Source organism: Nocardia albiluteola (genome assembly GCF_018860155.1).
GTDB classification, from domain to species: Bacteria; Actinomycetota; Actinomycetes; order Mycobacteriales; family Mycobacteriaceae; genus Nocardia; species Nocardia albiluteola.
Map to the genome: position 1 here is coordinate 196,304 of NZ_JAHKNI010000002.1, position 20,887 is coordinate 217,190.

17 protein-coding genes and 1 riboswitch are annotated in these 20,887 nt (G+C 69.9%); of the genes, 9 read left to right on the forward strand and 8 right to left on the reverse strand.

Annotation, left to right across the window (positions count from 1 at the left end; genetic code table 11):
• The 4 genes from KO481_RS06915 to KO481_RS06930 all read left to right on the forward strand — a co-directional run bounded on the left by KO481_RS06915 (position 1) and on the right by KO481_RS06930 (position 4,825).
• Positions 1-1,659: a DNA repair helicase XPB gene (locus KO481_RS06915; protein ID WP_215916161.1), complete on the forward strand. Its 1,659-nt coding sequence runs from the start codon at positions 1-3 to the stop codon at positions 1,657-1,659.
• A gap of 178 nt (positions 1,660-1,837) precedes the next feature.
• Positions 1,838-2,503 carry a DUF3239 domain-containing protein gene (locus KO481_RS06920; RefSeq protein ID WP_215916162.1) on the forward strand — a complete coding sequence of 222 codons (666 nt, stop codon included), beginning with the start codon at positions 1,838-1,840 and terminating at the stop codon, positions 2,501-2,503.
• A gap of 88 nt (positions 2,504-2,591) precedes the next feature.
• Positions 2,592-3,236, forward strand: coding sequence for a LysE family translocator (locus KO481_RS06925; protein ID WP_215916163.1), 645 nt, complete (start codon positions 2,592-2,594; stop codon positions 3,234-3,236).
• Between the two features lie 107 nt (positions 3,237-3,343).
• Positions 3,344-4,825, forward strand: coding sequence for a M1 family metallopeptidase (locus KO481_RS06930; protein ID WP_245400532.1), 1,482 nt, complete (start codon positions 3,344-3,346; stop codon positions 4,823-4,825).
• Between the two features lie 95 nt (positions 4,826-4,920).
• Here KO481_RS06930 and KO481_RS06935 read toward each other — a convergent pair whose 3' ends face one another.
• Positions 4,921-5,730, reverse strand: a complete 810-nt coding sequence (locus KO481_RS06935) for a hypothetical protein (RefSeq protein WP_215916164.1) — start codon at positions 5,728-5,730, stop codon at positions 4,921-4,923.
• Between the two features lie 472 nt (positions 5,731-6,202).
• Positions 6,203-8,602 carry a helicase-associated domain-containing protein gene (locus KO481_RS06940; protein WP_215916165.1) on the reverse strand — a complete coding sequence of 800 codons (2,400 nt, stop codon included), beginning with the start codon at positions 8,600-8,602 and terminating at the stop codon, positions 6,203-6,205.
• Between the two features lie 138 nt (positions 8,603-8,740).
• On the opposite strand from KO481_RS06940, the gene KO481_RS06945 reads away from it, so the two are divergent.
• The gene (locus KO481_RS06945; protein ID WP_215916166.1) at positions 8,741-8,929 is read left to right on the forward strand and encodes a hypothetical protein; all 189 of its coding nucleotides are present in this window, start codon (positions 8,741-8,743) and stop codon (positions 8,927-8,929) included.
• Between the two features lie 66 nt (positions 8,930-8,995).
• Here KO481_RS06945 and KO481_RS06950 read toward each other — a convergent pair whose 3' ends face one another.
• Positions 8,996-9,691, reverse strand: coding sequence for a transglycosylase family protein (locus KO481_RS06950; protein ID WP_215916167.1), 696 nt, complete (start codon positions 9,689-9,691; stop codon positions 8,996-8,998).
• Between the two features lie 8 nt (positions 9,692-9,699).
• A riboswitch (cyclic di-AMP (ydaO/yuaA leader) is annotated at positions 9,700-9,887 on the reverse strand.
• 278 nt (positions 9,888-10,165) lie between these two features.
• The gene (locus KO481_RS06955; RefSeq protein WP_215916168.1) at positions 10,166-10,399 is read right to left on the reverse strand and encodes a hypothetical protein; all 234 of its coding nucleotides are present in this window, start codon (positions 10,397-10,399) and stop codon (positions 10,166-10,168) included.
• A gap of 181 nt (positions 10,400-10,580) precedes the next feature.
• On the opposite strand from KO481_RS06955, the gene KO481_RS06960 reads away from it, so the two are divergent.
• Both KO481_RS06960 and KO481_RS06965 read left to right on the forward strand, forming a co-directional pair.
• A complete protein-coding gene (locus KO481_RS06960; protein WP_215916652.1) occupies positions 10,581-11,000 on the forward strand; it encodes a cold-shock protein in 420 nt (139 codons plus the stop codon).
• Positions 11,001-11,193: 193 nt separating this feature from the next.
• Positions 11,194-11,565 (forward strand): nuclear transport factor 2 family protein, encoded by a 372-nt coding sequence (locus KO481_RS06965; RefSeq protein WP_215916169.1) that lies wholly within the window; start codon positions 11,194-11,196, stop codon positions 11,563-11,565.
• A gap of 51 nt (positions 11,566-11,616) precedes the next feature.
• Here KO481_RS06965 and KO481_RS06970 read toward each other — a convergent pair whose 3' ends face one another.
• From KO481_RS06970 to KO481_RS06980, 3 genes are all read right to left on the reverse strand, one after another.
• Positions 11,617-12,147, reverse strand: coding sequence for a DUF2771 domain-containing protein (locus KO481_RS06970; RefSeq protein WP_215916170.1), 531 nt, complete (start codon positions 12,145-12,147; stop codon positions 11,617-11,619).
• A 74-nt stretch (positions 12,148-12,221) separates the two neighbouring features.
• The gene (locus KO481_RS06975; protein WP_215916171.1) at positions 12,222-14,027 is read right to left on the reverse strand and encodes an MFS transporter; all 1,806 of its coding nucleotides are present in this window, start codon (positions 14,025-14,027) and stop codon (positions 12,222-12,224) included.
• 77 nt (positions 14,028-14,104) lie between these two features.
• Positions 14,105-14,896 (reverse strand): glutaminyl-peptide cyclotransferase, encoded by a 792-nt coding sequence (locus KO481_RS06980; protein ID WP_215916172.1) that lies wholly within the window; start codon positions 14,894-14,896, stop codon positions 14,105-14,107.
• A 17-nt stretch (positions 14,897-14,913) separates the two neighbouring features.
• Between KO481_RS06980 and KO481_RS44685 the strand changes: the two genes are divergently transcribed.
• Positions 14,914-16,803, forward strand: coding sequence for a DUF3027 domain-containing protein (locus tag KO481_RS44685; RefSeq protein ID WP_372451933.1), 1,890 nt, complete (start codon positions 14,914-14,916; stop codon positions 16,801-16,803).
• Between the two features lie 53 nt (positions 16,804-16,856).
• Positions 16,857-20,168, forward strand: coding sequence for a sacsin N-terminal ATP-binding-like domain-containing protein (locus tag KO481_RS42800; RefSeq protein WP_308166380.1), 3,312 nt, complete (start codon positions 16,857-16,859; stop codon positions 20,166-20,168).
• On the opposite strand, the gene KO481_RS06995 is transcribed toward KO481_RS42800, so the two are convergent.
• Complete coding sequence (locus KO481_RS06995; protein WP_245400533.1) at positions 20,149-20,763, reverse strand: TetR/AcrR family transcriptional regulator; 615 nt, start codon at positions 20,761-20,763, stop codon at positions 20,149-20,151. The genes KO481_RS42800 and KO481_RS06995 overlap by 20 nt on opposite strands.
• Between the last annotated feature and the right edge of the window lie 124 nt (positions 20,764-20,887).

Here is a 20,887-nt window from a genome sequence, read left to right on the forward strand (position 1 = left end):
GTGACAGACGGACCGCTCATCGTTCAAAGCGACAAGACGCTCTTATTGGAGGTCGATCACGAGCAGGCGAATGCCGCGCGACAGGCGATCGCGCCGTTCGCCGAGCTCGAGCGCGCGCCCGAGCACGTGCACACCTATCGCGTCACCCCGCTGGCGCTGTGGAACGCGCGCGCGGCCGGGCACGACGCCGAACAGGTCGTCGATGCCCTGGTCACCTACTCGCGCTACGCGGTGCCCCAGCCGCTGCTGGTCGACATCGTCGACACCATGGCCCGCTACGGCCGCCTGCAGCTGACCAAGCATCCCGCCCACGGCCTGATGCTGGTCAGCCTCGACCGCGCGGTGCTGGAGGAGGTGCTGCGGCACAAGAAGATCCAGCCGATGCTGGGCGCGCGCATCGACGAGGACACGGTGGTGGTGCACCCGTCCGAGCGCGGCCGCATCAAGCAGATGCTGCTCAAGATCGGCTGGCCCGCGGAGGATCTGGCCGGGTACGTCGACGGCGAGGCGCATCCGATCGAGCTGGACTTCGGGACCCACGAATGGCATCTGCGCGACTATCAGGAGTTGGCCGCGGAGTCGTTCTGGGCGGGCGGCTCGGGCGTGGTGGTGCTGCCCTGCGGCGCGGGTAAGACCATGGTCGGCGCGGCCGCGATGGCCAAGGCCGGTGCCACGACGCTGATTCTTGTCACCAATACCGTCGCGGGCCGGCAGTGGCGGCGCGAGCTGCTCGCGCGCACCTCGCTCACCGAGGACGAGATCGGCGAATACTCCGGCGAGCGCAAGGAGATCCGCCCGGTCACCATCGCCACCTATCAGGTCATCACCCGCAAGACCAAGGGCGAGTACCGGCACCTGGAGCTGTTCGACAGCCGCGACTGGGGCCTGGTCATCTACGACGAGGTGCATCTGCTGCCGGCGCCGGTCTTCCGGATGACCGCGGATCTGCAGTCCCGCCGCCGCCTCGGGCTGACCGCGACCCTGGTCCGCGAGGACGGCCGCGAGGGCGATGTGTTCTCGCTGATCGGGCCCAAGCGCTACGACGCGCCTTGGAAGGACATCGAGGCCCAGGGGTGGATCGCGCCCGCCGACTGTATCGAGGTGCGCGTCACGCTCACCGACGCCGAGCGGATGACGTACGCCACCGCCGAGCCCGAGGAGCGCTACAAGCTCTGCTCCACCGCGCGCACCAAGATCCCCGTCGTGGAGTCGATCCTGGCCCGGCACAAGGATTCTCCCAGTCTGGTGATCGGCGCGTACCTGGAGCAACTGGACGAGCTGGGCGAGCACCTGAACGCCCCGGTGATCCAGGGCTCCACCCGCACCAAGGAGCGCGAGGCGCTGTTCGACGCGTTCCGCAACGGCGAGATTCCGGTGCTGGTGGTGAGCAAGGTCGCCAACTTCTCCATCGACCTGCCCGAGGCCTCGGTGGCCGTGCAGGTTTCGGGTACGTTCGGTTCACGCCAGGAGGAGGCGCAGCGCCTGGGTCGGCTGCTGCGCCCCAAGCACGATGGGGGTCAGGCGCACTTCTATTCCGTCGTAGCCCGGGACACGTTGGATGCGGAATATGCCGCGCACAGGCAGCGTTTTCTGGCGGAACAGGGCTACGCCTACCGCATCACCGATGCCGACGATCTGCTGGGCCCGGCGATCGGATAGCCGTGGCCCGGTGCGGGTCGCGGGTGGTCCGCAGACCCGCTCGCGGTACCGCGCTTCCGGGGTGAATGGGGTAAGAGCGGGCAGTATCGACTCACGCGGCGGTGGGTCGTCAGACGGAGGCGAACAACACAGCAAATAACCGGAGGCAAGATCTCCGTTAACGTGTTAGGAATGATACGTGCGACGCTTCGAATTCGCGGTCGACCGCGAACACGCGCGCGCGGTGAACGAGGTGGTCGCGGACACCAGGCGGCTGCGATTCGTTGCGTTCACCGCGGCGATCGTGCTCGGGCTCGGCACCGCGGCGCTGATCTGGCTCAATCACCCGTACTCCTTCCTGCTGGCCGTCGCCTTCGGGCTGGGCACGGTCACCGCGCTGTTCGTGGCGTTGTGGACGCCGCATCGGGCGCGCATCGAAAAGCTCTACGCCGAGGGTGAACTCGTGCCCGCCGTGGTGGCCGAGCGGGGGCCGCGGCGCACGGTCCTGCTGGTGCTGGTCGACGTCTCCAAATCCGGCGCCGAGCCGCGCTACGGGCTGATCACCCGGAATGTGCGGTCCCTGCCCGGATATCGGTCCTGGCCGGGGGAGCAGGTACCCGCGGTGACCATCCGCGCCGATCGCGCCCCGCTGTCGATGGGCAGCCTGCGCCAGGCCGTGAGCGCCATGCCGATCGCCTGGGGCACCCGCGATCCGGCCGTGCTCGAGCGGGCCCGAGAGGTGATCGCCGAGGCGGAATGGCGGCTGCTGGCCGACAACCTGGACCTGGCCGACAAGGTGCAGCGCGCCGATTCCTGGCGGCTGCTGCTGGATCCACACCAGTTGCCGGAGGAGCTGCGCGGCTAAGGGGATGGCATGGCGGCGGAGCTTGCGGAGCCGACGGGGTGGGTGAATGCAGCGGTAAAGGGCTTGCGCGCCTTCATAAACTGAGACGATGATCCCCTCCGCCAATCTGCTCGCCTTTCTGGCCGCCGCGACGATCATCATCGTGATTCCCGGCCCAGGCGTGCTATTCACCATCGGCCGGGCGTTGACGCACGGCAAACGGGCCGCGCTGGTCTCGGTGCTGGCGCATTCGCTGGGCGTGTTCGCGATGGTGGTGCTGGTCGCCGCGGGCCTGGGCACGCTGGTGGCGGCCTCGGCGGCGGCGCTGACCATCATCAAGATCGGCGGTGGGCTGTATCTGATCTACATTGGCGCACAGGCGATCCGGGAGCGGAAGTCGCTGCGCGCGGCGCTGGAGACGACGGTTCCGGCGCAGCCGGTGTCGTACCGGCGGCTGTTCCGTCAGGGGGTCGTGGTCGGGGTGACGAACCCCAAGGCCATCATCTTCTTCTCCGCGGTGCTGCCGCAGTTCGTCGATCGCGCCAGCGGTTCGGTGCCGCTGCAGATGCTGGAACTGGGCCTGCTCTTCCTGGCCGTGGCCCTGGTGTGCGACAGTGCCTGGGGGTTGCTGGCCGGTACCGCGCGCGACTGGTTCGCCCGGTCGCCGAGGCGGCTGGAGGCGGTCGGCGGCGCGGGCGGGGTGATGATCATCGGTCTGGGCACGAGCGTGGTGGTGTCGGGTACCAGCAGTTAGCGGGAGATCGGCGATCGCCCTGGTGCGGCACCCCGGCGCGGGCATTCGCGCGGGTTAGCATCGACCCCTTGGCCGGCATGCTGTACCGGAAGGGGTGGATCGTCCGCATGGCATTGCACAATGCGATGTGCACACTGGTGGCTGGAACATTGCTGGCCGCCGGGCCGTTCGCACCCGCGCACGCGGAAGCGTTCACATCCGCGGTGGCACAGCAGATTACGCCCGGGGCCTCGCAGCGGATCGGCGCCGGGGAGCCGCAGCCGCGCGTCGATCCGCTGGTTGGCGCGCCGGGGCTCGGCGATTCCTACTATCCCGACGACGGCAACGGCGGCTATCACGTCCGCCACTACGACATCGCCATCGACTACGACCCGCCGAGCCGCCACCTCACCGGCACGACGCGGCTGGACGCGGAATCCTCGCAGCCGCTGCGCATGTTCGATCTGGACTACAACGGCCCCGGGGTGCAGCAGGTCTCGGTCAACGATCTGCCCGCCGGCTTCGCGCGCCACGGCGCGCACAAGCTGACGGTCACCCCGGCGCTGCCGATCCTGCCCGGGCTGCCGTTCACGGTCACCGTCCGGTATTCCGGTGTCGAGGGCGACCATCCGGATCACGGCTGGACGATCTCGCCCAGCGGCGGCGCATTCGCCGCGGGCGAACCGCATTCGGCCGCGACCTGGTACCCGCTCAATGACACGCCGCTGGACAAGGCGACCTTCAGCCTGAAGGCGACGGTTCCGCGGGAATGGCAGGTGATCTCGAACGGGCTGCGCCTGCGCGAGGAGGAGAACGGCGACACCCGGACGGTGGAGTGGGCGACTCGGCGGCCGATGCTGGGTTACCTGACCACCGTGGCCATCGACCATTTCGATTTCCTGAATCAGCGCCGCGCCAACGGAACCCCGCTGATCAGCGCGTTCGCCCCGAAGGCCGCGCCGCGCAAACCGCTCGAACGGCGGCTGCCGGAGGTCCTGGACTTTCTCGAATCTCTCTACGGCCCCTACCCTTTCGAGAGTGGCGGCGGCATCTATGTCGACACGAAGCTGGACTTCTCGCTGGAGACCCAGACGCGCCCGGTCTATGCCCCGTGGACGGATCTGAACACCGTCGTGCACGAGAACACCCACCAGTGGTGGGGCGATTCGATGTCGGTGCGGAACTGGTCGGACATCTGCCTCAACGAATGCTTCGCCAGCTACACCGCCGACTATCTCTGGCCCGAACGCAAGGAGGGCAAGAACGTCGACGACCAGTACCGCCGGACGGTCACCAAGTATCGGAACACGCCGAAGTTCTGGGCGATTCCGCTGCAAAATCCGGGCGCTGGAAAGGAATTCACCGCCGTCTACTATCGCGGCCCGCTGTTCCTGCACGCCCTGCGCCGCACCATCGGCGATGACGTCTTCTTTTCCGCCACGGCCGAATTCGTCCAGTCGCATGCCTACGGCCGCGCCTCGATGCCGGAGTTCCGCCGGTTCGTCCAGTCGAAAACCCCCACCGACCTGTCCGGCTTCTTCGCCGCCTGGCTGGACACCACCGTCCCGCCACCCGAGGGGTACCTGTACCCCGGCTCGCTGCACGCGTAGAGCCGCGCGCGCGTCGTTTCGGTATCCGTCAGACGGGATCTCATCGAGATCACACAGGGGTGCCGGCCGACGGAATTCCGGGATGATCCCGCGCCCTAGGTCTGCTCGGCCGGGCGCGCTCTCTCGACCCGGTGCTGGGCGTGGGTGAGGTGGAGTTCGGCCTTGCGCAGGGCCTCGCGGGCGGCCCGTTCGGCCGATGCGGCGAATCGGCGCTGCTGTTCGGTGTCGTCGAGCTCGCGGCGCAGGGTCGCGAGCCGGTCGTCCAGGCGGGCCAGCTCCGCGGCGCGCAGGTCGAGTTCGGCGCGGGCGGAATCGGTTGCCCGGGTGGCCGATTCGAGCGCGGCGACGGCTTCCTCCAGCTCCTTGCGGACGGCGGTGCCGGGATCGGGTGGGGGAGTGGGGGGTTCGGGCACCGTGGTCAGGGCCGGGCCGGACGGGCCGAAGCCCTCATATTTGGCCGTGGTGGTCAGCGTTCCGGTCCGGACACGTTCGGCCACAGCGGGATCCGCGAGTGCCGCGTTCAGGGTCTCGCCGATTTCGCGCAGCACCGTGGTGCTCGGCGGGCGGCCGTGCTCGGCGGCGACCCGGCCGGCCTTGTCCGCCAGCGCATTCACCGCGCGGCGGCGCTGCGTGGTGAGGCTGCGCAGCTGATCTCCGGACAGTCGCCGCTGCGCATCGTTCAGGGCCGCACCGAGATCCAGGAGCGCGCCTACCTCGGCGGGAGCGTCGCGGACCAGCAGATTGATCGCCCACGCCGCGACCGCGGGCCGGCGCAGTCCGCCGATCTCCGTGGCCAGCGCCCGATCTCCGGCGTCCCGGGCGGCGCGTGCGCGAGCGTCCCGCGCCTCGATGAACTCCCCGGGATCGAGCCCGTAGAGCTCGGCGGTGACGTCCTCGAGCGTCATGGTTGAAGCGTAACGGTGGCGTGGCCTACGGCGATGTGCTTACGCGCTTGCAGTTGGCGAATGTCGCGACCGAACAGTTTGCCGAGAGCGCTGCAGGGTACGACCGTTAACAATTCTGCTTACAACCTTGTTTGTAAGTGGTCGAGGGAAGGCACGGACAAATGAATATCTTGGGGCTCATGCTGTTGACCGACTCGCTGGGCCGTTCCCTCGGTTACCTGATGCTGGGTATCCAGGGCCTCACCCATCAAAACCCTTACGACTACTGACCTTTCGGTCCGGTGACGCCGTATACGGCGGATCGGACCGGACCTCATCACCGCATCGGTCGGCGCAACCGGCCGGCGGAACCCGGAGTTCCTTTGGCCACACCGCTCGACCCGCCCCTGATTGGTGGTCCGGCCTGCCGATACCGGTCCGCCGCACGACGATTCGCGCCGCCCGCGTAACCGCGGTCGGTTGGGCCTCGGGGTCAGTCCCCCGGCTGTTCGTCCACCAGCGCGACCGATGCGATCCGGTGCAGCGTGAAATGCCGTACCGCGCCCGTCACCGGATCCAGCGCGTCCAGCTGTCCGCCCGAGACCTGCAGCGGTTCGACGATGCGCTGGGTGGCGACGCCCTGCGCGTCGACATAGCCGATGTGGACCGGCCTGCGCACCCGCGCGGCCAGCTGTAGCAGCGCCATCGTGGCCGCGGTGCTGGTCCGGCTGCCGTCGGCGCGCACCGCCTGCCCCGAGCGAGCCCGCGCGGCCTTCTCCCCGGCCCGCAGCTCGGAGACCAGCAGCCGGAGCTGTTCGGTACTGGGCGGGTTGGGTTTCCAGGCATTGCGGCCGCTCGGGCGGGCCGGAATGCGCGCGCCGTGCGGGCGCAGGTCGACGATCGCGCCCGACGAATCCTCGCCCGCCGGACTGAATCCCGCCGCGCGCAGCTGATCGAGCACCTCGCCCAGCGGGGCCTGGGAGATCGCCACGGTCGGCGCGACCGCGCGCAGCGCCAGCCGCTCCGCCACCGGCGCGGCCAGCACCTCGGCCAGCAGCGCGGGATCCTCACTGCGGACGAACGATTGCGCCACCCCGGCCCGCAGCCGTCCGTGCCGGCGGGCCACATCATCGATCAGATAGGTCAGCGACTGCGGTACCGGCGTCCGCGAGTGCGCGGTGAACAGCTGATGCAGTTCCGCCGCTGTCATTCCGGCGTCCAGCGCGCGCCGCACCGAGGCCTCGCCGATCCGGTACACCGTTGCCGCGCCCGCGGATTCGATATCGGCGACCAGCGCGATCCGCCCCTGTAGATCCGGCACCAGCGGGCCCGGCGCGATCACCGTCAGATCGGCCTGTACCAGTACGTGGTCGACCGGCTCGGGCAGCGCGGATTCCATCTCGGCCTCGGCATTGCGCAGGCCCGCGTCGGGTGTGGATCCCTCGTGCACGCCGTGCAGCAGCGCCCGCCCCGCGGAGGTCATCGCGCCGCGGCCCACCAGGCCCAGCACGGCCGCCTCGGCGAGGGTGCGCTCGATCGCCTCGGTGCGAAAGTGCCTGCGCCAGCGCGGCTGCCGCCAGCTCAGGACGCGCGCCAGATCGCCCGGGGTCACCGCGCAGCCGGCGGGCGATTCGGCCAGCAGCGCGAGCATGGCCGACCGGTCCCGGACCGCGTGCATGTTGCGCAGTTCGAGCGAGAGCGCGGCGAGCGGTTTGTCGTTGGCGTCGCGTAGGCCGATCATCCACGGGAAGCGGTCCAGCTCCAGCCAGGCGTGCGCGAGTACCGCCCAGCGCCGTGCGGGCGGATTGTCCCGCCAGCCGTCCGCGGCCGTCGTCGGGGCCCAGCAATCCTCGAGGGAGTCGTCCTCGGGCGGGGGCTCCGGAATTCCCTTGTCCAGCAGCCGCGCCGCCGCGAGCACCTCGGCGAGCAGGCCCACCCGGGTCTCGTCGATGCCGGTCTGCTTGGCGACGCGACGCAGCTCCCGCACACCCAGCCCGCCCGAGCGCAGCGCGGGGGCGGGCGCCTGCCCGAGCACCTCGAGAATGTCGCCGCAGTGCCGCAGCAGCTCGCCCACCTCGCCCGCGGCCGCGGCATTGACATCGGCTGCGGTGTATTTGATCGGCTCCGGCCGGGGCGGCACGAGCGCGTGCGGATCGGCCACCGGTTCGCGGCGCAGCACCTGCCCGACCGCGGACGGCAGTTCGACGGTCTCCTCGTCCACCCAGTTCAGCAGGCGGTGGGCCAGCAGCCGCTGGATGGGCCGCTCCGGCGGGGTGCCCTGGGCGGCGTCGCGGGTGCGTCCGCGCGGGCCGGTGGTGGCGAGCTTGTCCAACAGGGCCCGTTCGGCCGGGCCGATCTCGGTCAGCGCCACCACGATTTCCGGCTCGGTCAGCGCGTCCGGAAGTTCGGTGGTGCTGCCCAGCGGCCACGGCAGCGCATCCTTGGCGGCCGCGGCCAGCGACATCTCCTTCTCGCCCCAGACCAGCGCGCGCGCCGTGAGCCGGGCCAGGGCCGCGTCGACGGTCTTGGCGGGCACCCGGTCGGAGAGCAGGGCGTGCAGGCGCTTGCGGGGCAGCGGGGCCGCGGTGCGGCCGGGAAATCCGGCGCCCTGCACGCTCAGGGTCTCGATGATCGCGAATTCGAGCGTGTCCAGTTCCTCGCAGGCCCGCAGTACCGAGGCGCGCTGCTCGGCGCGCGCCGCCAGGACCGTCATCGAGGCGGGCAGGGGGACAGCGAGATCGGGACGCAGCTCCAGGAGGGTCACCAGGTCGTCGTCGCCGCGGCCGTCCAGCCAGTCGGCCAGGTCCTTGCCATCGGCCGAGCCGCGGGTAGCGGTGCGTTTTCCCGTGGGGCGATCGCCCCCGGCCCGGGGCGCTTGGTCGGTCGTGGTCATCCCATCCAGCCTACGGCGATGTGTCCGGGGCCGCTGCGGGGATCGGTCGTCGGCGCCACATCGGGAACAGCGGTGGGCCGGCCGCCACATCGGGGACAGGGGCGTGCCTGATATTCACGGGCGTGCCAGAATGATGCCGTGGTGAACAAATCGAAGAAACCCTACGTCGACAACGGCTGGCCGTCGCTCGCCAATGGCGACCACGCGGTCACAGAGCTGTCGTCGGCCCGTTCCGGTGGGCTCTCGCCGTTCGGCGAGGACACCGAATTCCCGTTGCCGGCGGACGAGGTTCCGTATGTGCACCCGCACACGGTGATCAACCGCTGACCGATATATAGAAGAAAGGCCCCACATCCGAGAGGATGGGGGGCCTTTTTTATGCCCGAAGGAAATTCAGTTGGGCAGAACGTTCTTGTTGGCCTCGAAGAAGTTGATCACGTTGGGATCGAGCTTCACGCCGCTGGCCTTGGCCGCGTTGTACGCGTCGAGCGCGGGCTGCGGCATCTGGATGCCGTGCTGCTGCGCCAGGGTGATGCCCTTGTCGACGGTCTGGAAGACCTGCTGGTTGGGGTTGGCCGGCGCGGGGTGCTGAACCGGGGCCTGAACCTGGGGGGCCGCCTCGGACTGCGGCTGGGTCCAGTGCTGGCTGGCCGTCTGCGCGGGGGCGGTGTCGTTGGTGGTGGAGGGGGTGTACGTCGCGGGCTCCACACGCGGGGTCGAGCCGCTGTGCAGGCCCAGATGCGAGGAGCAGGAGGGCCATGCGCCCCAGCCCTGCGCGGCGAGAACCTTCTCGGCCACCGAGATCTGCTGCTCGCGGCTGGCGTGCTCGGGGGCAGCGGCATACGCACCGCCGCCGTAGGACCGCCACGTGCCCTGCGAGAACTGCAGCCCGCCATGGAATCCGTTGCCGGTGTTGGTGCCCCAGTTGCCACCGGACTCACACTGAGCGAGCCTGTCCCAGTCGGAGTCTGGAGCCGCGGCTGCATGACCGGCGAGAGCCACACCGGCACCGCCCATGATCGCGCTGGTGACAGCGACCTTGGCGACGGTGCGACCGGTACTGGTCGGCTTGCGATGGCGTCCACTCATATCTGGTGTCTCCCTCTCGTACGCGCCTGCGAGGTGAGCTGTCGGGTTCGGACTGAGAGGCCGTCCGGCCCTGGTGCACCGGGTGGTGCGCCGGGGCTTCACCCCAAGGGATCGGTCGTTGCCGTCCGATCCCGCTTCCCTGCGTGGTGGGAACGTGGGTTCCCCGCCCTCGCCCCTGATTCCGTTGGGGTCCGGTACCCGCGGGGCGAGGTTCGGTGCGGCGGGCCGGGTGGTGTCGGGAGTGATCCCGACTGCGTTAGACCGTACGACGATCGCCGCGAAAAATCACCATTTGGTAACCGGCGTGTACGACCGGGTCGCGGTCCGGCGCAACGCCTTCCGGTATGGCGTCTGTGCTGGTGGATGCACTGTATTCCGTCCGAGCACGGTCCGTGACCACCCTGTGACCCTTCTGTTATGTGACGAAGATCACATGTGTAATAGGAAACTCAACAGGGCAAACAAGGAGGTTGCTCACCGCGCCCGGCGGCCGGACCACAGCGCGAAGACGATCGCGAGCAACAACCCCAGGGGTGTTGCGCCCATCGCGACGAGATACAGCCATAGCCCCGGTTTCGCGTCCGAGACGAGAGGGGTCACGAAGATGGCGACGATCGCCAGCAGGCCGATCGCGAAAAGGCCCAGAGCGAAGGGCAGCAGCCGATCCGAGGCGCGGCGCGGCGAGCGGTCTGAGGAGGAATCCGGCATTGCTGCACCGTAAAACTGATGTGCTTGGGCAATCGCCACCGGGGTAGACTCCATAGCAATCGCGTCCTGCATGCCTGTGTGGGGCGCGTTCTTTTCGCAAACAGAAAGGCGCCGGACCACATCCGGTTGCCCATGGCTGTGCCCGGGCCGTCCGGGCATCGAAGATGAACGGGTGAGCGCAGTGCCGACCGGCAAGGTGAAGTGGTACGACGTCGAGAAGGGCTTTGGATTCCTTTCCCAGGATGAGGGGGAGGACGTCTATGTTCGGTCGTCTGCGTTGCCCAAGGGTGTCGAGGGATTGAAGCCCGGGCAACGGGTCGAATTCGGAATGGCGGCCGGCCGCCGCGGTCCGCAGGCCCTGAGCCTCAAGCTGCTCGAGCCGCCACCGTCGGTGCGCGGAGAGCGGCAGGGGCACAAGGAGCTTCCGGCGCAGCATCCCCGCAAGGAGCCCGACGATCTGCACGGGATGATCGAGGACATGATCACCCTGCTCGAGGCGAAGGTGCAGCCGGACCTGCGCAAGGGTAAGTACCCGGACCGCAAGATGGCCCAGCGGATCGCCGAGGTCGTGCGCGGCGTGGCCCGCGAGCTGGACCACTGAGCGTGCTCGCCTGACTTGTGTTGTGCCGCAGCCCCCGACGCCGTGTGTGCGCCGGGGGCTGTCGCGTGTCACGGGCCGGATCGGCGCCGGCGTCACGACCGGTCGTCATTACCTAACGACGACAGATTCGGCACCGTCGCCCGCTGAATAACTTTGTGGTCAGCAAGAACGAACTACCACGAAGGAGAACATCATGAGCGACATCAACGAGCTGGTCGAGCGCTACCTGGCCGCCTGGAACGAGACCGATCCCGCGGCCCGCGCCGCCCTGGTCGCCGAGGTCTTCGCCGAGGGCGCCTCCTACACCGATCCGCTGGTGGCCGTGCGCGGACACGACGGCCTCGAGGCCACCATCGCCGCGGTGCAGGGACAGTTCGCCGGACTGGTGTTCAGCTCCGGCGGGCCGGTCGACGCCCACCACGACATCGCCCGATTCACTTGGCATCTCGGCCCCGAGGGCGCCGAGCCGCTGGTCATCGGATTCGATGTCGCGCAGATCGGCGAGGACGGCCGGATCACGCAGGTGCTGGGGTTCCTGGACAAGGTCCCCGCGGGTGCCCTGTAAACCGGTGTGGCGCAGCCGCATCGGCGGGCCGGGACCGGATCCCGGTGCGGCTCAGGCGGTCTTGATCGACCAGGCCTGATACGGCTCGAAGAACTCGCGGCCGGTCTCGTCCCGCGCCGGGACGACCAGCTGCATTTCGACGCCGATCAGGCGCAGGTCGGGACGCGACGGGACGGTCACCGCGAGGGTGCCGGCCGGGTAGTCCCGGTAGGTCCTGGTCGCACGGACAACGGTGCGGTGATCGGGAAGGAGGTACTCGGCCAACATGATCCACGGCGCGTTGGCGATCTTGGGCGGCAGCGACAGCTGCAGCGGGTACCCACCCGGCACATCCAGCGGCACGGTGACGTCGTTCTCGCGGCACTGCAGGCTCAGCTGCCCGCTCTGGGCGACCCCGGCCACGGTGCAGTAGCGGTACGGGGCGACGGTCACCGTCTTGCCGTGCGCATAGGCGGTGAGCGCCGGATCCGGCGTCTTCGCATTCCGCACGGCCACGGTGACGACGGCGGCAACTGCGACGATCACCACGAGCACCGCCGCCACGGCCAGCGCGACGATCGTGCGAGTGTTGGGCTTGGTCACAGCTGCGCCTCGCTGGCGCTCGGCTCCGCTGCGACCACCGGTGCTGTGTTTATCGGTTCCCTCGCTTCGCTCGGTCACGGGTGTCCTGTCGCTGGTCGGGGAGCGGTGCCGGGCGGGATGCCGCTGTCGGCCGCGAGATCCGTCGGGATCTCCTGTCCGGCGTGCTGGGGTCGGTTGCCGCCCAGTCCGGGCAGCAGCGAATGACCACGGTAGCTCACGAAGGTTTGCACCAATCCGACCGCCAGCACCCCGGCCACCACGGTGAAGCCGATCCACCACGTCGTCGGCAGCAGTACCCCGCCCGCGCCGCCGATCACCCAGGACAGCTGCAGCACCGTTTCCGAACGCCCGAAGCCCGACGCGATGGACTCCGGCGGCAGATCGTCCTGGATCGAGGCGTCCAGCGACACCTTCGCCAGCGCACTGGCGCACGCGGCGACCAGGGTGGCCACGGCCGCGCCCAGCAGCCCGTCCAGCAGCGCGGCGAAGACGGCCACGGCCGTGCACGCCGCCGTGCACTCCAGCACGATCAGCGAGGGCCTGCCGAGTTTCATGCGCGCGCCGGTCGCATTGCCGAGGAAGTTGCCGATGGCCGCCGCCGCGCCGACCATGCCCAGCATCGCGGCCTGCTGCACCGGCCGGTGCTCGGTCGACTTCGCCACGAATGCGACATAGAACGTCAGGAACCCGGTCAGCACCCGGATCGCGCTGTTGCCCCAGAGTCCGGTCACCACCGACCTGCCGAGGGGCTGGCGGCGCTTGCTCGGAACGACCGTGGTGTCCTCGCCGTCGCGCAGCACCTCGGTATGGCCGTGCTCGCCGTGATATCCGAGGGTGGCGGGTACCTCGCCCTCGGTGAGCTCGACCCACGACGGGATATGCAGGCTCAGATAGGTTCCGGCGCAGGCGATCACGGCCGCGAAGACCAGCGCACCGGGTGATCCGGCGGCCGCGGCGATCGCGCCCGCGACGCCGCCCGCGCCGAGCGTGCCGCCGACCAGGCCGAAGACCGTGAGCCGGGAATTGGTGCGCACCAGATCTATCCCCGGCGGCAGCACGCGCGGCGTGACCGCGCTCTTGAGCACCGCGAACGACTTGCTCAGGATCATCATCAGCAGCGCCAGCGGATACAGCGCCCAGCCGTGGAAGTTGAAGATCAGCAGGATCGCGATCACCACGCGGGCGGCGAACGAGCCCGCCAGCGCGAGGCGGCGGCCGCGCTGCAGTCGATCCAGCAGCGGGCCGATGAGCGGGGCGATCACGGCGAAGGGGGCGATCGTGATCAGCAGGTACAGCGCGACCTTGCCCTTGGATTCCGCGGTCGCCGCGGAGAAGAACAGGGTGTTGGCCAGCGCCACGGCGATGGCCGCGTCGAGGGCGAAATTGGCCATCGTCGCGTAAACCAGTGCGGTGAGCCCGGATTCGTCGGCGCCGTCGGCCTTGGCCGCCCGCTGGAACGTCCGGAAACCCCGTTCGGTGAGCTCGACGCTGCGCATCGCCACCACCCGGGCGACCGTCAGCTTGCGTGGAACCCGCTGGTGGGCACCGGAGTCGGTGGTGTCGTCGGCCGGATCGGGTGGCGGCTGGGGAGTTTCGCGCAGCGGCCGGGTGGGCGGGGGCTGGTTGCTCCGGTTCCGGCCCGCGGCCAGCCGCCGGGTCACGAATTCGGGGACGTCGGGTTCGGCGCCCCGCCGCGGGAGCGGGGGGAGCCGCTCGCGCTCGTGGCCGTCGTCGTCGCGGTCGGAGCCGGGGAGATCGCGCGCCGGAGTATGCGGCGGCGGGGGATACCGGTCATAGCCCGGGTGCCGCGGGGTGAGCGGGGATTCCTCGCCGTCCCAGCGGCCTGGATCGGCGCCGGAGGGGTCACGGGAGGCAGGCACACCATCGATTCTCGCGCACCACGGGCGAACGCGGGGCCAGGGCCGGGTGTGATTCTGCTGCCAGCGTGATCAGGGGATCACCGCGGGACGAATCGCACCTCGAACATGACCGGCCAGTATTTGCCGGTGATCAGGAAGTGATCGGTGCCGGGCAGGTCGGTGATGCCGTTGAGGACGTCCGCGTTCGCCTGCTGGGTGGGGGTGAGCAGCCCGGAGCCGTCGATGTCGCCCAGGACGCGCCCGGAGTCCGGGTCGATGTGCAGGATGTGATCGGTCGGCCACACGTTGGCGTAGACCGAGCCGTCGGGTGCGCATTCGAGCTCGTTCAGCCTGGCGCTGTGGTGGCTGGTCAGGCGCACCGATCCGGTGGGGGCGAAGCTGACCGGATCGCGGAAGGCCAGGGCGTCGGTGCCGTTGCTCATGACGAGCTTCCCCCGGCGCGTGCACAGGCCCCAGCCCTCACCCTCGTAGCGCGCGGTCCCGCGTTCGGCGAGGGTGTTCGGGTCGCGGGCGAAGGCCACGCCGCTCTTCCAGGTGAGCTCCCACAGGGTGTTGCCGGCCAGGGTGATGCCCTCGCCGAAGTACTGGGAGGGCAGGTCGATGCGGGCCAGCTCGGCGCCGGTGGTCGAATCGGTCGCGCGCACGCCGGAGTGGCCGTCGAGGCCGGTGGCCTCGTACAGGACGTTCCCGTCGATTTCCAGCCCCTCGGTGAAGGCTGTGGTGTCGTGCGGCCGAGTCGACAGGACCTGAACCCGCAGTCGCGGCGTGTTGTCGGGGTCCTCGGAGCTGTCGCAGCCGGTGGTCGCGGGCAGCACCGTTGCCAGCAGGATCAGCCCTATCGCGGCCAACGCACGGGGGTTGCGCTTCATGGGGCAAAATGTAGGACGTGAGCGCAGTTTCTGTTTCGGAGCCCGGCGTGCGACCGATCCTGGCGGAGGCGGTCGACTTGGCCCGTCGTGCGCTCCTGGAGCTGCAGCCGGACGGTGTCGGCGAGCATCTGGGGGTGACCGCCGAGGACGAATGTGCGGCTACCCATCATTTCGCCGCGACCCTGGCCGGGTATCGCGGCTGGCAGTGGGCGGTCGTGGTGGCCGCGCCGCCGGAGGCCGACCGGGCGACTGTCAGCGAGTCGGCGCTGCTGCCGGGGCCCGACGCCCTGGTCGCGCCCGAGTTCGTGCCGTGGGATCAGCGGGTGCGGCCCGGCGATCTGGCGCCCGGCGATCTGCTGGCGCCCCCGCCGAACGATCCGCGCCTGGCGCCCGGATACCAGGTCACCGGAGATCCGGCCGTCGACGACATCTGCGAGGAACTCGGCCAGGGCCGCCCGCAGGTGCTCAGCCGCGAGGGCCGCGAGGAGGCCGCCGAGCGCTGGTTCACCGAATACGGCCCCGACACCGACATGGCCCGCGCCGCCCCCTCGACCTGTCGCCTGTGCGGCTTCTACGTCCCACTGGCCGGATCGCTGCGCGCGGCCTACGGCGTCTGCGCCAACGCGATGGGCGCGGACGGCCATGTCGTGCATGCCGAATACGGTTGCGGCGCGCACTCGGACACCGAACTCCCGACCGGCGGCGGCTCGCCGCTGTACGAGGCGTACGACGACGCCGCGGTTGAAATGATCGCTGCCGAGGAACTGCGCGCGCCCCGAGCGGAGGCTGAGCCCGCCGAATCGGTCGCCATGGGTGCCGAGGTTGTCGCGGGTGCCGAGGTTGTCGCGGGTGCCGACACGGTGGTAGCGGACTCCAGCCCGGAGGCGCCGGAATCGGTTGTCGTCGAGCCCCAATCCGGAGATGCCGCCTCGCAGTCCGACGCCGACGCGTATTCGGGCGTCGAAGCTGCTGCCGGGCACGTGACCGCCGAGCCGGAATCGGTTCTGGCTGGGCAGGAGTCCGGCATGGCCGATACCGAGGCCGCTGCGGGCGCAATCGTTGCCGGGACCGCCGCCGGGCATGCCGTGACGGAACCGGTTGTGGCTGAGCCGGAGTCCGGTGCCGTTGGTGCGACCGGTGCTGCGGAGGCGGTCACCGAGGCATCGACCGGCGCTGCCGATGCCAGGGTTGCCGAAACGGGATCGGTTGCGGCGGAGCCTCAGATCGGTTCGGACGAGACCGGCGTCGGTGCGCAGGACGCTGCCCGGCGTGTGGGGGCCGAAACAGCTGCTGCGACTACCGGCGGTGCGTCGGCCGAGGCGTCCACGCAGGAGGAAGCCGCGGAGCGGGCGATTCGGTCGGTCGAGTCGGCCGCGGCATCCCTGCGGCAGGCGGCCGAGGTCGGCCGGCAGAGCTCCGAATTTTCCGCCGCATTCGCCGAGACGGTGATCGACCCGGCCGAGTCCGCCGGGGGCGCGGTCGAGTCGGCGGCTGCGGAATCCGTGGTGACCGAGGAAGATCCGGCCCCGTCGGCGACAACGAGCGAAGCGTCCGGCACGGCCGCGGCCCACGACATCGCGGCACCGGGCGGAGCGGATTCCGAGATCGCCGCGGGGAGCGATGCTACGGCCGCCGAGTCGTCGAGCGCGGTCGGCGAGTCGTCCAGCCCGGCCGCGGAGTCGTCGAGCGCGGTCGGCGCGGCATCGGGTCACGAACCCTCCGGGACGGCAGTCGATCCGGCCGCCCCCACCGAGCCCGGCTCGGCCGAGGCTGCGGCGCCGGGCGATTCGGCGGCGGAACAGGTTGGCGCGGATCGGTATCGGGACGCCTGGTCGGTGTCCGCGGTGCAGGTGCGGCAGGAGCAGCAGATGCCCGAGGGGGCATCCGGGACATCGGAGCAGAGCTGAACGACGGCGGAACGATAGGGGATCCGTTCGGCACGGCGGCGCTGCGGGCGGGTGTGCTCGATGCGTGGCGCGGCTCGCCGACGCGGTTGCGGGAGGACGGCGCCACCGAGGCCGATCTGGTGCGCGCCGGGTATCGCGACCGGCTGCTGACCGAGCTGGCGCAGAACGCGGCCGATGCTGCGGCCAAGGCATCGGTGCCGGGACGGCTCGCGGTGTGGTTCGACGGACCGGACCTGCATGTGGCCAACACCGGTGTGCCGCTGGATGTTTCGGGTGTGCACGCGCTGACGGCGCTGCGGGCCTCGGCGAAGTCCGGCGCCGATGCCGCGGTCGGTCAGTTCGGCGTCGGATTCACCGCGGTGCTCGCGGTCGGCGACGAGATCGAATTCCGTTCCGCCGCGGGCTCGGTGCGATTCTCCCGGTCGCAGACCTGGGAGGAATTGCGGCGCAACGATATCGCCGTCCCGGACGAGCCGGGCTTCACCGCGCCCGCGCTGCGGCTGGTCTGGGCGATCGATACGGCTCCGGTCGCCGGTTTCGACAGTGAGATCGTGGTGCGCCTGCGTGCGGATGTGGACGCCACGGCGCTGGCGGCCGCGCTGCGCGCCGAGGCCACCGATCTGCTGCTGGAGCTTCCCGCGCTGCGGTCGATTCGCGTCGACGAGATGGAAACCTGGAGCGAGAGCAGGGATCTGGGCAACGGCCTGGAGGAACTGCGCCTGTGCGGTACCGGAATCGGCGACCGCATCTGGTGGCAGTTCACCGCTTCCCGCGCCCGCTGGCTCCTGCCCGTCTCCGACGGCCGTCCGGTGCCCGCCGGGCACGACGTCCTGCGCGCCCCGACCCGCTCCGACGAGGAACTCTCCCTCCCCGCGCTGCTCATTGCCGACATCCCGATGCAGCCCGACCGCCGTCGCATGCTGCCCGGCTCCCGCGTGGCCGAATTGGCAGCAGGTTACGCCGATTTCGCCCGTGCCCTCCCGCCCCGCGACCGCTTGGTCCTGGTACCCCCGCCCGGCTTCGCTCGCAGCGAGACCGACACCCTCCTTCGTGAGGCCCTGATAGCCGAACTCCGCACCGAATCCTGGCTTCCGGTCGTCGTCGTGGACCGTGCCGGTGTACCCGCGCCCGGTACCGCTGCTGTCGCACGTGATGCCGAATCCGCCCGCGATGCCCTGGCATACCCGGCCGACACCGTCCCGGACCTGCTCGGCGCGCCATCGGATCGTGTTGTCGGTCCGGCGGCTACGGGTGGAGCCGTCAACGCGGGCGCCATACCATCGGCAGGATTCGACGCCGACTCGTCCTCGGATTCGCTTGGTGCGCAATCGGATAGGCACGCCAGTCCGGCTGAAGCGGTGCGAGCTGACAGCCCAGCTGTTCGCCCCGATGCCGCAGCCTATTCGGCGCCGGCCGCATCGGATCTTCCCGGTGCACAATCGAGTCTTCCCGGTGCACAATCGGGCCGAGTCGGCGGTTCGTCGGAATCGCCCGGTAATGAAGCGGATCACTCCGATGCGGTGCGGGACTCGGACGACATACTGGGGCCCTGGGGGGATTCCGTCGCCGATCCGCTCGATGCGCGGGCCCATGGGAGCAATGGCTCCCGCGGTCCGCTGGGCGTCGAAGGCGTCGAGGATGCGGCCGTGTCGTCGTCCGTCGAAGTGGCATTCCCGACTGTTGTGCGGGATATCGCCTCTCCCCGGCAGGCGAGCGTATTCCCCGGTGTGACAGCGGAGTTGGCCGAGTTGCTCGCGGATCTGATCGGCCCCCTGGTGATTCCGGAGCTGTCGGGTCGCGCGGTTCCTGATCCGCTCGCGGTGCTGGATGTGCATCGCATCGGCCTGGCGCGGATCGCCGAGCTGTCCTCGAGCCTGGAACGGCCGCTGCAGTGGTGGTATTCGCTGTACGACGCGCTCGAACCGTTCGTCGTAGACCCGCTGGCCGCGGAGGAGCTGGGTGCGCTGGCGGTGCCGCTGGCCGATGGTCGCCTCGTGACCGGACCCCGGACGGTGGTGCTCGGCGACGAGCTGGAGCTGGCGGAATGGGAGACGGGCGAGGCGCTTCCGGTGCACTGGGCCCGCCTGGTGCACCCCGAGGCCGCGCATTCGCTGCTGACGCGGCTGGGGGCACGCCAGGCCACGGTCGAGGATCTGCTGAGCGATCCGGCGCTGGAGGCGATGCTGGAGGACGATCCGGCCGATCCGGACACCGTCGACGCCGTGCTGCGTCTGGCCGGCAAGCTGCCCGAATCCGCCGTGTTGCCAACCTGGCTCGGGTCGCTCGAATTGTCCGATGAGACAGGCGAACCGGCCCCCGCGGACGAGCTGCTGCTGCCCGGCGCCCCGCTGGCCGAGGTGCTGGTGCCCGAGTCTCCGTTCGGCACCCTCGCTGCCGCGGTCGTGGATCGCTACGGCGAGGGTGCGGTGCGCGCGGTGGGTGTGGGCTGGGGCTTTTCCGTTGTCGCGGAAAGCGATCCGACCGGGCCCGACCACGACCTCGACGACGAGGAAGCCTGGTGGGACACCCTGGCGGAGGATCCGCCGGAACTGATCGCCGTGCGCGATCTGGACCTGGTCGACGACGACGCCTGGCCGCGGGCGTTGCGACTGCTGTTGTCCGAGCCCAGGATTCGCCGTCAGCTCGCCGACCGCGACGGGTACACCGCCTGGTGGCTGCGGCGGCACGCGCGCCTGGGCGGCACCCCGCTCGGCCTGTTCCGCGCGCCCGGCGATCCGGCGTTCGCCGGTCTGCTCCCCGAACCGGACGGCATCCCCGCGGCGGACCTGGACGCCCTGCGCGCCGTGCTGGCCGATCCGGAGACGATCACGCTCGACCTGGCCGAGGCCCTGCTGGCCGCGCTGGGCGATCCGGCGCGGACGCCGTCGCCGGACACGATCGCGCAGGCCCATCGCCGGCTCGCGGCGGCGCTGGACCGCCTCGACCTGGACGAACTGGTCCTGCCCGAGCGGGTGCGAGCGCTGTCGGGGGCCGTGATCGAGCCCGCCGACGCCCTGATCCTGGACGAACCCTGCTACGGCCTGGCCGTTCCGCCGGCCCGCCTGGTCGTCGGCGATCCGGCCACGGCGCGCGCCCTGGGCACCCTGCTGGATCTGCCGCTGGTCTCCGAGGCCGTCACCGCCGAGGTGATCGGTGCGGGCCGCGCGAGCACCTGGTCGGCCGAGCCCCTCGGGGTCCTGCTGCGCCTGCAGTTCGGGCTGCCCGCATTCGACGGCGAGCTGGTGCTGCACGAGCGGCTACAGGTGCACCTGCGCGGTGCTTACGAGGCCACCGTGGAGGTGCCGTGGTGGCGCGACGGTGCCACCACTCACGTTCAGGCGCAACCTATTTCGCGTACGTCGTAATCATCGCGGCGAGCACGTCCAGCTGCGCCCGCACGGCCTCGCTGTCGTTGTCGACCAGCCAGCGCAGCACGATGCCGTCGATGACCGACAGGGTGAATCGGCTCAGCGTCGCGACCGGTACGGCCCACTGGGTGCCGGTGGCATCACGGCCGTGCTCGAGGACGTCGGCGACGGTCGAGTCGTTGAATGTGTACTGTTCGCGCGCAATGGCGAGTTTCGCCGGGGTTTGTTCGCTTTCTCGCAGCGCATAGGTTGTCGTTTCGTAGGTGAGCAACTGCCGTTCCGGAGTGGCCTCGATGTTGAGCCACAGCAGTTCCAGACTGGCGCGCACCAGTTTTTGAAGTGATTCTTTTCCACTTCCGACGTCCTGCCAGACCGTTTCGTTGGTCTCGACAGAATCGCGTAATTCCATCGATAACGCCTTGACTAGTTCGGTCATCAGCGCATCCTTGTTTTCGAAACAGTAATGCACCACACCGAGCGAAACACCGGCTGCTTGCGCAACATCGCGCGTGGTTACCCCGGCCACGCCCTTCTTTTCGGCCAGACCGATAGCTGCCTCGATGAGGTGGGCTCGGCGTTCTTCGACGCTCAATCGGGAGGACACCCACGCAGTTAAGCGGTAATAGGCCGAACAGTCAATTCGCGGCCCCGTTAAAGTCCGCACGGGCGACCGACCAGTACCGCGTCTTCGGCCCTGCTCAGCCCCGGCGGTAGCT

Bases quoted from the DNA above. Each gene is read 5' to 3' on its own strand.
- KO481_RS06965 (WP_215916169.1), top strand. From the start codon at position 11,194: ATGAGCGACATCAACGAGCTGGTCGAGCGCTACCTGGCCGCCTGGAAC.
- KO481_RS06935 (WP_215916164.1), bottom strand. From the start codon at position 5,730: ATGACGCTCGAGGACGTCACCGCCGAGCTCTACGGGCTCGATCCCGGG.
- KO481_RS06925 (WP_215916163.1), top strand. From the start codon at position 2,592: ATGATCCCCTCCGCCAATCTGCTCGCCTTTCTGGCCGCCGCGACGATC.
- KO481_RS06980 (WP_215916172.1), bottom strand. From the start codon at position 14,896: ATGAAGCGCAACCCCCGTGCGTTGGCCGCGATAGGGCTGATCCTGCTG.
- KO481_RS06940 (WP_215916165.1), bottom strand. From the start codon at position 8,602: ATGACCACGACCGACCAAGCGCCCCGGGCCGGGGGCGATCGCCCCACG.
- KO481_RS06930 (WP_245400532.1), top strand. From the start codon at position 3,344: ATGGCATTGCACAATGCGATGTGCACACTGGTGGCTGGAACATTGCTG.
- KO481_RS06955 (WP_215916168.1), bottom strand. From the start codon at position 10,399: ATGCCGGATTCCTCCTCAGACCGCTCGCCGCGCCGCGCCTCGGATCGG.
- KO481_RS06950 (WP_215916167.1), bottom strand. From the start codon at position 9,691: ATGAGTGGACGCCATCGCAAGCCGACCAGTACCGGTCGCACCGTCGCC.